This is a genomic window from Kocuria sp. CPCC 205235 (assembly GCF_040980905.1).
In the GTDB taxonomy this organism is placed as follows: Bacteria; Actinomycetota; Actinomycetes; order Actinomycetales; family Micrococcaceae; genus Kocuria; species Kocuria carniphila.
In genome coordinates, this window is sequence record NZ_JAVKPR010000041.1 from 1 (window position 1) to 12965 (window position 12965).

A 12965-nucleotide genomic window follows, 5' to 3' on the forward strand; every position below is an offset into this window, starting at 1 on the left:
CCCAGGCCTCACAACACGCGCTCCGGAACGTCCCCGCGCACCCCGCTACCCATGCTCATTTGTGAAGGGCCGGATATGAGGCATCAGGCGAAGTTGAATCTGTCGGGCCAAACGTATCGGGATTGACCATTGGCGATGCAGTCAGTGTGGTTCCCAGCTTCGCGATGACTGACTACGGCGTCCATGGGGAGCTGGTAATCGCCCCAGCAACCGCAGTCGTCAAGCACCCTGAGAACCTGTCCTGGGAAGAAGCGGCCGCCGTGTGGATGAATTTCATCACCGCCTACGGCGCACTGATCGACCTTGCCAAGGTGCAACCCGGAGACACCGTCCTCATCCCGGCAGCCTCAAGCAGCGTGGGGCTGGCAGCCATTCAGATTGCTCGCATGGCAGGAGCCCAACCCGTGGCTTTGACCCGTACCAGTGCCAAACGCCAGCAATTACTCGACGCTGGCGCTGCAGCCGTGATCTCCACCTCAGAAGAGGACGTGGTAGCTCAGGTCCGCGATCTCACTGACGGGCAAGGCGCCCAGGTAGTTTTCGATCCTGTTGCTGGGCCAGGGTTCGCGGATCTAGTCGCTGCGGCCGCCCCTCATGCCATGATCATCGTCTACGGGGCATTGGCACCCGACCCAACGCCCCTGCCTGTCCTGGGGGTGCTCGGAAAACACTTGACCATCCGCGGATACGAGCTCTTCGAGATCACCCGAGATGACAACCGCCGACAGGATGCTATTGAATTCGTGCTTCGTGGCCTGACCGATGGAACATTGCGGCCGGTCATCGATACCACTTTCGAGTTCGGTGACATTGTCGAAGCTCACCGCTACCTTGAAGCAGGAAACCAGGTAGGCAAAGTGGTCCTCACGGTGCCTCGCTGATCTTGGATCCGCTATCGAAACCGTCTGAGCGGATTGGTTTGGGACGGTTGAAGAGGCTTCGGGCTCCACAGACCGGAGGTTCGCGGATTAAGAATTGAGAGTCCTGCAGCAGTGGCCCGCCGCGGAGAGCGGCGGGCCACTAAGAAGAATGACTAAAAATAGCTAAGGTCGGCAGAATGTCAGTTCGTCGATGGCAATGAACTGCCATCCGTAAGACACCGGAGCAGAATACGTGAAAGTCAATGACGAGAACGGGGAAGTCGCTCTTGTGGTCATCACGTTTCTGACGATCGGCGTAGTGTTGTACTTAGTAGTGCGAGAGAAGGTCTCCCCGGCTGCCCCACTGGTCCGGTTGGCATATGACATATCTCCGCTCATCGTCCACGGCTGGTTAATAGTGACCGTGTCGGTATAGCGATAATTAGTGTTCGTATTATTGCTTCGAGTAATATCAAATATTTCAAGACTTGCCGAGCTTACGGGCTCCGAAAAATTGAATGTCACCGTGGTGGTTGTATTGTAACCAATATTCAGAACCAACCCAGGATCGGTGGGGCTCAGGCCTCCAATTTTATAAGGGGATGAAGCAGCATAATCATTCTGCTCCCCCTGGTAACCAATCTTTCCATTGAAGGCAGAACTGTATTTGTTAGTCGCTGGTCCAACAGTCTTGGAACTCGCTCCCCCCGCAGTGCCACCCATATTTAGGGTCATGGAGACCGTGATGGGAGGCTGGTTGCAGCCGGGCATCACGGGCGTACCGGTCAAGACGACCTCACTCGCCAGTTTTCCTTGGTCGGCTGACGTGAATTCGGCCTTGTAGCAAAGTCCCTTACATGTGGGGGACACCGCATAAGCCGGCGCGGATGCCGCAGCAGCGATCACGGGGACACTCCACGCAGCGCCCTTGGCCAGCGTGCGGCGGGACAACCCGCGTTCTTGACGTTCAACGTTCTCAGTTGTCATGAAAATCTCTCCCCGGGGAACATGGGTAGCCGTGTGAGCGTCTGATGAGCAGGACACTGGAGGAACACACGCGAACAGAAGTCCACTGCCACGAGAAACGCGAAACTCCCCAATGCTGTTCGCGCTGATTAAAGAATAAGTAACACCGGGCTCTCAACGCAACAACACGCATGCCGTTCAGGACCGGCCAGAACGTTTATCGCCCCACGCTTTTTCGGCCCCGCTGATCAGCAGCACCCCACAGCACATCCACACGGCAGCGGCGGGCCCCAGCGGCGCGGCAAAAACACCGGCGAGCAGCGGGAGCACCACCTGTCCGAGACGATTGCCCGTGAGCCGAACAGCCAGTGCGGAACCGCGCCAGTTGGACGGCACGGATGTGGTGATCATGGTCATCGTCAGCGGTTGGCCCAAACCCAGCAAGAACCCTCCGACGGCCAGCAATGCGGCCGCTATCCAGAAATGCTGAATGAATAGCGGCGGAATAATCAGAGTAATTCCCGCCCCGAATAAACACGTCAACAAGAGCGAACGCCGGGAAAATCGCATGGACAACCACGGAAGAAGTATTCGCGAGGCAATGGAGGCCAATCCTCTAACACCCAGCAACAACCCGACCACGGCGGGTGCAACGCCCGCTTCTTCGCCGATGACCGGGAGAAACGCGGTGAGAATGTCCATCATGGCCAGCAGGGACAGTGCCGCAAGCATGTGCGATCCCACGCGGGGAACCTTGAGCACACCGACTACCGTGGGCTTTTCCGCTGAAACCTGGCCGACTTGGCCGGGGCGAGGTTGGCCGGGGCGCGACGTCGTCGACCGCGGTGCTTTAAAACGGAAGATCAACAACGGCACGGCGAAAAGCGACAGCGCGGTGCCGATCCACATCGCTTGGTTGACGTCAGCTAATCGCTCGGCGGACTCGACCCCGGTGCTCTGGCCCACTAACCAACCGCCCAACGCCGGCCCAATCATTTGCCCGGCGGAAAAGGCTGCGGTGAACCACCCGAACCCCTTATCCAGGTCCCGATCCGCGGCATAGCGGGCGATAGCGGCCTGTCCCCCAATCGTGAAACACAGATGCCCCATACCCAGCACCACACTGGCCGCAACAATGGCCCACACCGTAGAGGACGCCGCCAAGAGCGAGCCGCCCGCAACCAGCAGCCCCACCCCGGCAAGGGTCAGGAGTTTCAACTGCGGGGCACGATCCGAGTACCGGCCGAGCCACACAGCGGTAAAAAGTGGCACGAGAGCATAGGCGGCGGTGGTTAAACCAATGGTTACGGAATCCGCCTGCAGTGCGAGCAGCTTGTAGGAGGTGACCGGGCGCAGCAGGTTGACGGTGGACTGCGTGAGCACCGCGCACGCGACCAGGAGCCAGAGCCACGCGCTGGACCTGGCCCCGCTGGGCGAATCAGCCACTAATACCCACCTTATTTCCTGTACCCACTTCTGTGGACCTTATACGCCCGTATTCTTACCGTGGCAATATGTTTCTGATCAGTATTCCTTGTCAGTGCATTAGTCACCTTACTGATCTGCCACCAACATCCCTACAATCGCTAACTTTGGTTTTCCGATCCGCATAATCCTCGTGGTTTCATGGAAGGACCGCGTGGATGGGAAGCAGTGTGGGGAACCTGCTGCCATCGCGGTCATTCTAGACAGGGGTGGAAACGATGGCCGAGCCGGGGACGAGGCGGGAACACGGTGCTCACCGAGCCGACCCAAAGGGTCTGCGAGGAAAGCCCCTGCTGTGGGCACTCTTGGCCGGTTTAGTGGTCTTGGTACTGACATCTATTGGGTTCCTGTTGCCATGGGGCGGCCAGGATGAGACGCGGGGCGATCGCGGGGATGCCGCCACCGTTTCTGAACAATAACTCCGCAACTCCCCGGTGGTCGTGGGGCCCACCGAGACCCAGGCCGCCAATTGGACCGAGGTTCTGGCGGATCCGGCCGTGGAACTGGGCCGTTCCCGTGATGACGAGGGCACCAAGGCATTGATCGCCCGCGCACTCCACGAGGCGCAGGAAGACCCCCAGGTCGAAGAAGAGCTGGATCAGACCTTCAAACTCCGTGCGCTCAATGAAGGCGACATCACCCCGGTCGTGGACGCACCCCAGCGCATAGACAACTCGGAGAAGCAGGCGGCAGAGCCGTCCGAATCAGCCACCCCTGAGGTAGAACCTCCGCCGGCAGCAGCTGCGGGGGCGGCACCCGGTGGCCCGGCCCCCACCCACACCGTGGTGACACGCGCTGAATGGGAGGAGTGGGAGTCCGCGCACCCCGATACGCAGCTGGTGGCCAGCACGCCGGGCGGTAAAGACGATTCCGAATTCTCCGCCGTGGATGACACCACCCTGCAACGATCTCTGGATCAGTGGGCCCAGTTGGCCAAGCCCTTCCACTCTCTGGTGGCGATCGACGTATCCGGATCAATGGGCTATCAAGCGCTGCCAAACGGTGCCACCCGCATGAATCTGACGGCCGGTGCCGCAGTGGCCGCCGTCGAGATGTTCCCCGACCATGACGCTCTGGGATTGTGGGTATTCTCCCGCCACCTGGACGGTGCCAAGGATTACCTGGAAATTGCACCTGTTGAAGAGCTCGGTGCAGAAGACAATGGTGTGACCCATCGTGAGGCCCTGCTCGCCAACCAGTCGGCCCTGCAGTACATGCAGGGTAGTTACACGGGTCTTTACGACACCACGCTGGCCGCCTTCCGGCAGGCCCTGGAAGACGACGCTCCCGACTCGCTCAAGACCGTGATCGTCCTGACCGATGGTGAAGACATTGACGAGGGCTCCATCGGCCTGGAAAACCTCCTGAAGGCACTCGAGGAGGAGCAGGATCCGGAGAACCCGGTGCGCATCATTACCGTGGGGATATCCTCGGATGCCAATGAGGACGTCCTGAAGCAGATTTCCGAGGCCACCGGGGGCTCCGCACACATCGCCGAGCGGCCCGAAGACATCCAGGACGTGTTCATCGAGGCGCTCACCGGCATCTGATAGGCACTCCCGGTTCGATCCCGACGCCGCTCGGGCGGCTATTTGCCCAACAGCGGGAACCGCGCGACCTCATGATGCAGTGCTCCGCCGCCCCGGCCTTCGCCAAGCACGGACGCCATCAATCGAATCTCGCTCACGGGCCATTCGGGGCCCTTGTACACGGACAGCGCGTGCACCACGTGGGGCAACTCTGGTGAGGGACGTGCGATGGTTCGCGAGCGGCGTCGTTGTTCGCGAGCTTTGCGGGAGCGCTCGGCGCGGGACATACGGGCAACCGTGAGGTGAGCCCGCTGCCGGGCGCGTTCGTCCACGCTGAGCGAGCACGCATGCATGAGATCGACCAGGTTCTCGGATTGCCCACCCAGGCCCATCCACAGCGTGGTTCCGGAAAACGACCCGGCTCCCCGCAAGCACGTGGTCAACGGCGCGTTCTCCCGGGCGACGCCGCTCAAATGCTCCTCGAGATCGGGCACCGCACCCTCGGGCTGGTCACCGTAGAAGCCGAGCGTGACGTGCCATTGCTCGGGATCACCCCAGCGTAGCGCTGTGCCCGTGAGGTCGCGCACCTCCCGCAAGGCACTGACCAAGTGCTCGCGTGCGGCGCGGGTGGGATAAACAGCGGCGAACAGCCTCATGAACCCACCCTAAATGGTGGACGTCGGCTACTGGGTGAGCTCCGCCAAGAGGTTCTCCACGCGGTCAATGATGTCGTCACGCACCAAGCGCATGCGCTCCATGCCCTCGATACCGCGCTCGGACGGCTCATCCGTGAGCCAGGTTTCCATGGCCCCGACCATGCCGTCCACCGGTTCAACCTGAGCTTCCCCACCGATGAGCACCACGCGATCCACCCGCCGCAACAGCTCCGGATCAATGGCCTTGGGGGTTCCGGCGGACATGTCCGCGCCCACCTCGGCGACGGCCTCCGCCGACTGCGCGTTAATAGCATTGCCGGGCTTGGTACCGGCCGAATAGACGTCGACGGCGCCGCGGGCCTTGAGTTCCATCAGTGCCGCAGCCATCTGGGACTTTCCGCCGTTCTTGACGCACACGAACAAGACGGAGGGTTTGCGATGGGTCATGGAGACTCCTGAGTCCGTTTCTTTGGGGTGTCAGCGGGTGGGAACGGTGCGGTCTCCGGGGAACAGTTTGCGGCCGGCCCACAGCGAGACGTAGACCAGTGCCACCAGAACGGGCACCTCGATGAGCGGACCCACCACACCGGCGAGCGCCTGACCCGAGGTGACCCCGAACGTGCCGATGGCTACAGCGATGGCGAGTTCGAAATTGTTGCCCGCCGCAGTGAACGCCACGGTGGTGGACTTGGCGTAGTTCAGGCCCATGCCGCGGGAGGCCAACAGACCGATGCCGAACATCACGAAGAAGTAGACCAGCAACGGCAGTGCGATCCGTGCGACGTCCCACGGGTTGGACGTGATGGCGTCACCCTGCAGCGCGAACAGCAGCACGATGGTGAACAACAGGCCGTAGAGGGCGAACGGCCCGATCCTGGGAAGGAACGTGTTCTCGTACCAGTCACGACCCTTGGCCCGTTCGCCGAAGGTTCGCGTGAGGAAGCCGGCCAGCAGCGGGATCCCCAGGAACACTAGAACGGACAACACGATGGCGCCCATGCTGAACTCGGCGCTCGTGGTGGGCAGACCCAGCCAGGACGGCAAGAGCTGCAGGTAGAACCAACCCAAGAGACCGAACGCGATGACTTGGAACACCGAGTTGATGGCCACCAGGACGGCGGCAGCCTCACGGTCACCGCAGGCGAGGTCGTTCCAGATCAGCACCATAGCGATACAGCGAGCCAAGCCCACGATAATCAGGCCGGTGCGATACTCGGGCAGGTCCGGGAGGAAGATCCAGGCGAGCGCGAACATCAATGCGGGGCCCACGAGCCAGTTCAGCACCAGCGAAAGGCCCAGCAGTTTGCGGTCGCCGGTCACGCGATGAGTTTCGTTGTAGCGGACCTTGGCCAGCACGGGGTACATCATGACCAGCAAGCCGATCGCGATGGGGAGAGAGACCTCCCCGACCTTCACGGCTTCGAGCGCGGTATCCAGACCGGGGACCAGACGCCCGAGCAATAAGCCCAGCACCATGGCGGCGATGATCCACACGGGGAGCCAGCGGTCCAAGAAGGACATGTCCTTGACCACCCCGTGCTGTGTTGCGGGACGGTCTGTGATGGTGTCGCTCATGAGGCGGGAAACCCTTCAAATTGATGTTTGTCTATACGTGAGCCTAATGCTCGTATAGACAAACATCAATCCGGGGCCCTGCGCACTCGAGCGGTTAGGTGCGCGGCGGCAGCTTGACGAGCTCGACCGAAGTGAGCGCGCCGTCGTCCGCGGTGACCCGCATGTAGGTGCAGTGTGGTTGACGACGGCGGTCGGTAGGCGACCCCGGATTGAGCAACCGCATGCCAGCGGGAGACACCGAATCCCACGGAATGTGGCTGTGGCCGAAGATCAGCACGTCGGTGTCCGGGAAGAGCTTGTCCATGCGTTTCTCGCGCCCGGTCGATGCGCCGGATTCATGCGTCATGGCGAAGCGCAGGCCCTCCATCTCCCAATGGATGGTTTCGGGCATCCGTTCGCGCAGCTCGGGACCATCGTTGTTGCCCCACACAGCGATCAACCGCTTGGACCTGCTCTTGAGAGCTTCATAGGTGTCCAGATCCACCCAGTCCCCGGCGTGGATCACCACATCTGCGGCATCGGCCTCGTCCCACACCTGGTCAGGAAGCGCCTTGGCGCGCTTGGGGAGGTGGGTGTCGGCGATCAGAAGGATGGATGTACTCACGGTTTCATTGTCTCGGTCAGCACTCGATCACGTTAACCGCCAGGCCACCGCGGGATGTTTCCTTGTACTTGACCTTCATGTCCGCACCGGTCTCGCGCATGGTTTTCACGACCTGATCGAACGAAACCTTGTGTTCGCCGTCGCCGTGCATGCACAGCCGGGCCGAGTTAATGGCCTTGACGCTAGCAATCGCGTTGCGTTCGATGCACGGGATCTGCACCAGACCGCCCACGGGATCGCACGTCAGCCCCAGGTTGTGTTCGATCCCCAGCTCCGCGGCGTTCTCCACCTGACGCGGAGTCCCGCCAATCACGGCACAGAGACCGGCCGCGGCCATCGCACAGGCCGAGCCGACCTCGCCCTGACAGCCAACTTCCGCTCCGGAGATGGACGCATTCTCCTTGATGATGATGCCGATCGCGGCGGCGGTCAGCAGGTAGTTGAGCACCCCGTCATCGTTGGCGTCCTCCATGAAGCGTGTGTAGAAGTGCAGCACCGCCGGGATGATGCCCGCCGCACCGTTGGTCGGTGCCGTGACGATGCGACCGCCGGACGCGTTCTCCTCGTTGACCGCGAGCGCCCACAGGTTGACCCAGTCCATGCCGCGCATGGGGTCGTTGCCTGCTTCCTTCGCACGCAAACGACGTCGCAATTCCGGCGCACGACGCCGCACTTTCAGTCCTCCGGGCAGCGTCTTCTCTTCGCGCGTGCACCCGTTCTCCACGCACTCCTGCATCACATCCCAGATGTGCAGCAGTTGAGCCCGGGTCTCCTCGGCGGGACGCCAGGACTCTTCGTTCGCGATCATGACCTGGGCAATGGACAGTCCCTCGGTCTCACAGACCGCGAGCAACTCGTCACCGGTGTTGAAGGGGTACTTCACGGGGGTGGTGTCCGCGACGATCTTGTCCGAGCCGGAGGCTGATTCGTCCACCACGAAACCGCCACCCACCGAGTAACAGACGCGTTCGCGCACCAGGTCGCCGGCGGCGTCGTAGGCCTCGAAACTCATGCCATTGGGGTGGGTAGGCAGGGACTTGCGGCGGTGCATGATCACGTCGTGCGAGCGGTCGAAACCGATCTCCTGCCGGCCTCCCAGCATCAACTTCTGATCGTCGGTGGCCTGACGGACCTGATCGTCCGCAGAGTCAGTGTCCACGGTCTCGGGATCCTCACCCATCAGGCCCAGGATGACTGCCTTGTCCGACCCGTGACCCCAACCGGTGGCACCCAGGGAACCGAAGAGCTGGGAGTGCACGCGCGCAACGGATTCCAGCAGGCCGTCCTCCTTGAGGCCCTCGACGAACAACCGCGCGGCCCGCATGGGGCCCACGGTGTGTGATGAGGACGGGCCGATACCGACCGAGAACAGATCCAATGCGCTCAGCGCCACGAGACAACCTCCAGATTCACGAATTTCCCTGACTTGCTTCGATCCGCCGGGGTAGGGCCAAAGCTACGCGTGTCTCACATAGTGAGCAAGACACCTGTCGTAGTCAGGGAGGCGCACGGCCTCACCCTTGCGCCTCCCGTAGCGCGTCCGCCGCTCGAATCAAGCCCAGGTGACTGAACGCCTGAGGGAAGTTGCCCGCCATCCTGTGCTGGGCGACGTCGTACTCTTCAGCCAGCAGGCCGAGGTCGGACGAGAAGCCCACGGTGGTGTCCATGAGTTCCCGTGCATCGTCCACGCGACCGGAGCGTGCGTACTGTTCGACCAGCCAGAACGTGCAGATCACGAACGGGTATTCGTGCCCTTCCAGGCCGTCCATGGACTCACCGGAATCGGAGGTACGGTAACGCCAAACCTGCCCGTAATCGCCCTGCAGGTCCTCTTCAATCCGCGCGACTGTGCGCAGCATGGCCGGGTGGTCCGGTTCGATGAACCCGGTGTGCGGTAACTGCAGGAGGGAGGCGTCCACCTCGGTGTTGTCGTAGGTCTGGGTGAAAATGCCGAGTTCCTCGTTGTAGCCCTTCTCCCAGATCTCGTCGTGCAGACGGTCTCGCTGGTGGCGCCACCGCTCCACGTCTCCCTGCAGCCCGAACTGCTCTGCGGCGCGGATTCCCTCGTTGAACGTGGCCCACATCATGACCCGACCGTGGGTGAAGAAGTGCTTGTCACCGCGCATTTCCCAGATCCCGTGATCCGGGTCCTCCATGTGAATCTCGCAGTACTTCATGAGGTTCATCTGCAAACCCCACGAGTAATCGTTTTCCTCGATCCCCGCGGCACGCAGCTCGGCAAGCGCCATCATCACCTCACCGGTGACATCCGCCTGGAATTGGCCCGCGGCCCCGTTGCCCACGCGCACCGGGGTGGAGTTCTCGTAGCCCGTCAGATGGTCCAGCTCGTATTCCATGAGATTACGGCGACCGTCAATGCCGTACATGATCTGCAGCTGCTCCGGGTCCCCGGCCACCGCGCGCAACAGCCAGTCACGCCACAACAATGCACCGTCCGTGTGCCCGTGTTGGACCAGCACTTCAATGGTCAGCGCGGCATCCCTCAGCCACGTGTACCGATAGTCCCAGTTGCGTTCCCCACCGAAGTCCTCCGGCAGGCCCGCGGTGGGGGCCGCCACGATTCCCCCGGTGTTGGAGTGGGTGAGCGCACGCAGCACCAGTAAGGACCGGCCCACGGCGTATTCGTAGTCCCTACCCCCGTCCCAGGAAACATCCGAGGCCCATTCGCGCCAGAACTTCTCCGTGGCCTGCTGGGCAGACTGCGGGTCCGCGGGGGCCGGGAGGTTTTCATAGGCGTGGCACCAGGTGAGGACCCAGGCGAGCTCTTCGCCCTCGCGAACAGTGAATTGTCCACCGTGGCCACGTTGCACCTCCTCCGGTGCGCACATGTCCGCGTCGGGTCCGTGCGTGTCCCCGTCGGTGAGCTCCTTGGTCGTACCATCCACGCTGGTCTCGTACGGCTCCAAGGAAGGGCCCGTCAGCAGCAACGCGTCCGGACCGGCCACCGCCAGCAACCCCCGGTCCACGGTGACCTGTGAACTGCACTGCGACGCCGCCTCGCGCACTCTCTGTCGGAACTTCTTGTAGGAGCCGGCATGGCTGCGTGCTCCGTGATCCTCACCCGAGTCTTCGGACCGGCGACCCACATCCTCGGAGGTACCCACCGGATGCGGATCCGAAGGGTCATCACCCAAGTCCGCGGTGGGGCCGTCTTGCGCGGCGTGGTCCTCCGGGCCCAGGTCCACACGACGCACCCACGGCGTAACGCTGCCGTAATCGAATCGCATGCGCAGGTCGTGCTCGACCTTCACGGTGCCCTCCAGGCACTTCACGCGACGGATCAGGTTGGCGGTGTCATCGCTGGGCGGGAGGAAGTCCGTGACCACGGCTCTGCCCGTGGGCGTGCACCACTCCGTCTCCACGATGAATGTTTGGGGGACGTAACGCCGTGAGACCACTTCCCCGTCCACAGCACTGAGCTTCCACCGCCCGTTGCTCTCATCCCCCAGGATCGAACAGAACACGGCCGGAGAGTCAAAGCGCGGGAAGCACAACCAGTCCACACTCCCCTCCCGTGATACCAACGGTCCGGTGTGGAGATCGGCCAGTAGCGCGTATTCCTCGAGAGGGGTGCTCATGACTGAATTCAATCATCAGCACCCTGCAAACGCCTGGAAGCGAGCCTCATCGAGGATTCAGACGCCTGATCTAACGTAGAGGTATGCAGAACATCAGGACACTGGTCATCCTGGGTGCCTCCGGGGACCTGACCGCTCGTCTTCTCCTTCCCGGACTGGGCACGCTGCTCAACGAACAGCCGGACCGGGAGATCACGGTAATTGGTTCCGCGCGCGACGACTTCCCAGGCCCCTTGGGACCCGACGACGACGTTCGGGGCGCCGATTGGCCCCAAACGGTTGCCAAAGCTTTCGATTCCGTGGGTGCGACCGGACCTTCGGTCGAGCGGGTCAAGGACTCTACCCGCTGGATCGAGTGCGACGTGGCCGAGGCAGATCAGCTGGCTGCACTGCTCGACGACGTGGAGGGGCCCGTCTGCCTATACTTCGCGTTGGCACCGGCCGTCACGCGCAAGGCCTGCGAGGCCTTGAAGAGCCTCGACTCTTTGCCCGACGACCTCTGCCTCGCACTCGAAAAGCCCGTGGGCACGGACCTCGACTCGGCGCGTGAGCTCAACGCACTGGTGGGTGAGCTGGTCGACGAGGATCACACCTTCCGCGTGGACCACTTCCTGGGCATGCCCGGCGTGCTGGACGTGAGCGGCCTGCGCTTTGGCAACCGCATGTTCGAGCCGGTGTGGAGCCGCGAGCACGTGGAATCCATCGAGATCGTCTTTGATGAAACGTTGGCGTTGGAAGGCCGCGCCGGTTTCTACGATTCCACGGGTGCTGCGGAAGACATGATCCAGTCCCACCTGCTGCAGGTCATGGCGTTGGTCATGATGGAACCGCCCTCCCGCTTCGACCCCGTGGAGGTGCCGGCCAACACCGCGCACATTCTCCGTGCCGCGCGCTTGTGGAGTGAGGATTCTTCGACTCGTTCTCCCCAGTACCGCAAGATCACGCCCGTAGTCCGCGGCCGGTACACCGCGGGCACGGTGGACGCTCACGAGCTCCCCGATTACACCTCCGAGGAGGGCGTGGATCCTTCGCGCGAGACGGAAACGTTCGCGCAGGTCACCCTTGAGGTAGACACCTGGCGGTGGAACGGCGTGCCCGTGACGTTGCGCTCGGGCAAGGCCATTGGCAATCCGGTCCAGCACATCCGCGTGACCTTCCGCCAACCGCCGCACGGCTACGAAGGCTGGCCGCACCCGCTGGCTCCCAACGCCATCTCGGTGGGATTCGAGGACGAAAACGTGCAGATCGAACTCAACGTGGGCAGCCCATATGACTCACGAGGCATGAACCGGTTGACACTGTCCAGCGGCACGCCCACCCCGGGGCTCACCGCCTACGGCTCCGTGATGCGGTGGATCTTGGACGGGGACCCCACCTTCACCGTGCGCGCGGATGCAACCGAGGAGGGCTGGCGGATCATCGACCTCATCAAGCACGCCTACGCCACGGACGCGCCCCTGCTCGAGTACCCCGCCGGTTCCGAGGGCCCGGTGCCGCTGCCGTAGCAGCGCCCAGTACCCACGCACCCCTACAATCTGATCGACTTTGTAACCAGGAACGGGCCGATTCCTGGACTTTACGTCGATCACTCTGCGCCCGGCTCCGCACCTGGGCGTTACCGGCTCTTCAACTTTGAGCGTGGTGCTGGGTGTTCACGCCGCGATCGGTCGGGGCGCATAGCCAATGATGCG

General features: G+C 62.5%; 11 protein-coding genes. 3 read left to right on the forward strand and 8 right to left on the reverse strand.

Annotated features, from left to right (window positions below):
* Window positions 1–122: 122 nt before the first annotated feature.
* Window positions 123–881, forward strand: coding sequence for a zinc-dependent alcohol dehydrogenase family protein (locus RF638_RS15375; RefSeq protein ID WP_368842386.1), 759 nt, complete (start codon window positions 123–125; stop codon window positions 879–881).
* A 162-nt stretch (window positions 882–1043) separates the two neighbouring features.
* Here RF638_RS15375 and RF638_RS15380 read toward each other — a convergent pair whose 3' ends face one another.
* Together RF638_RS15380 and RF638_RS15385 are read right to left on the reverse strand one after the other, a co-directional pair.
* Window positions 1044–1847 carry a hypothetical protein gene (locus RF638_RS15380; RefSeq protein WP_368842387.1) on the reverse strand — a complete coding sequence of 268 codons (804 nt, stop codon included), beginning with the start codon at window positions 1845–1847 and terminating at the stop codon, window positions 1044–1046.
* A gap of 177 nt (window positions 1848–2024) precedes the next feature.
* Window positions 2025–3272, reverse strand: a complete 1248-nt coding sequence (locus tag RF638_RS15385) for an MFS transporter (RefSeq protein ID WP_368842388.1) — start codon at window positions 3270–3272, stop codon at window positions 2025–2027.
* Between the two features lie 479 nt (window positions 3273–3751).
* Here RF638_RS15385 and RF638_RS15390 point away from each other — a divergent pair, with 479 nt between their 5' ends.
* Entirely contained in the window at window positions 3752–4861 is a 1110-nt protein-coding gene (locus RF638_RS15390; protein WP_368842389.1) for a VWA domain-containing protein, read from the forward strand.
* Window positions 4862–4899: 38 nt separating this feature from the next.
* On the opposite strand, the gene thpR is transcribed toward RF638_RS15390, so the two are convergent.
* The 6 genes from thpR to RF638_RS15420 all read right to left on the reverse strand — a co-directional run bounded on the left by thpR (window position 4900) and on the right by RF638_RS15420 (window position 11274).
* Window positions 4900–5496, reverse strand: a complete 597-nt coding sequence (gene thpR / locus RF638_RS15395) for an RNA 2',3'-cyclic phosphodiesterase (protein WP_368842390.1) — start codon at window positions 5494–5496, stop codon at window positions 4900–4902.
* Window positions 5497–5523: 27 nt separating this feature from the next.
* Entirely contained in the window at window positions 5524–5943 is a 420-nt protein-coding gene (locus tag RF638_RS15400) for a low molecular weight phosphatase family protein (protein WP_368842391.1), read from the reverse strand.
* A 30-nt stretch (window positions 5944–5973) separates the two neighbouring features.
* Window positions 5974–7071: an ACR3 family arsenite efflux transporter gene (arsB, locus tag RF638_RS15405; protein WP_368842392.1), complete on the reverse strand. Its 1098-nt coding sequence runs from the start codon at window positions 7069–7071 to the stop codon at window positions 5974–5976.
* A 94-nt stretch (window positions 7072–7165) separates the two neighbouring features.
* Window positions 7166–7675 carry a metallophosphoesterase gene (locus RF638_RS15410; RefSeq protein WP_368842393.1) on the reverse strand — a complete coding sequence of 170 codons (510 nt, stop codon included), beginning with the start codon at window positions 7673–7675 and terminating at the stop codon, window positions 7166–7168.
* A 16-nt stretch (window positions 7676–7691) separates the two neighbouring features.
* Window positions 7692–9068 carry an L-serine ammonia-lyase gene (locus RF638_RS15415; RefSeq protein WP_368842394.1) on the reverse strand — a complete coding sequence of 459 codons (1377 nt, stop codon included), beginning with the start codon at window positions 9066–9068 and terminating at the stop codon, window positions 7692–7694.
* A gap of 121 nt (window positions 9069–9189) precedes the next feature.
* Window positions 9190–11274: a glycoside hydrolase family 15 protein gene (locus RF638_RS15420; protein WP_368842395.1), complete on the reverse strand. Its 2085-nt coding sequence runs from the start codon at window positions 11272–11274 to the stop codon at window positions 9190–9192.
* Window positions 11275–11357: 83 nt separating this feature from the next.
* Here RF638_RS15420 and RF638_RS15425 point away from each other — a divergent pair, with 83 nt between their 5' ends.
* Complete coding sequence (locus tag RF638_RS15425) at window positions 11358–12779, forward strand: glucose-6-phosphate dehydrogenase (RefSeq protein ID WP_368842396.1); 1422 nt, start codon at window positions 11358–11360, stop codon at window positions 12777–12779.
* Window positions 12780–12965 lie beyond the last annotated feature (186 nt).

Coding starts and splice junctions, on each gene's coding strand:
- RF638_RS15380 (WP_368842387.1), bottom strand. CDS start 1,847: ATGACAACTGAGAACGTTGAACGTCAAGAACGCGGGTTGTCCCGCCGC.
- thpR (WP_368842390.1), bottom strand. CDS start 5,496: ATGAGGCTGTTCGCCGCTGTTTATCCCACCCGCGCCGCACGCGAGCAC.
- RF638_RS15400 (WP_368842391.1), bottom strand. CDS start 5,943: ATGACCCATCGCAAACCCTCCGTCTTGTTCGTGTGCGTCAAGAACGGC.
- arsB (WP_368842392.1), bottom strand. CDS start 7,071: ATGAGCGACACCATCACAGACCGTCCCGCAACACAGCACGGGGTGGTC.
- RF638_RS15420 (WP_368842395.1), bottom strand. CDS start 11,274: ATGAGCACCCCTCTCGAGGAATACGCGCTACTGGCCGATCTCCACACC.
- RF638_RS15425 (WP_368842396.1), top strand. CDS start 11,358: ATGCAGAACATCAGGACACTGGTCATCCTGGGTGCCTCCGGGGACCTG.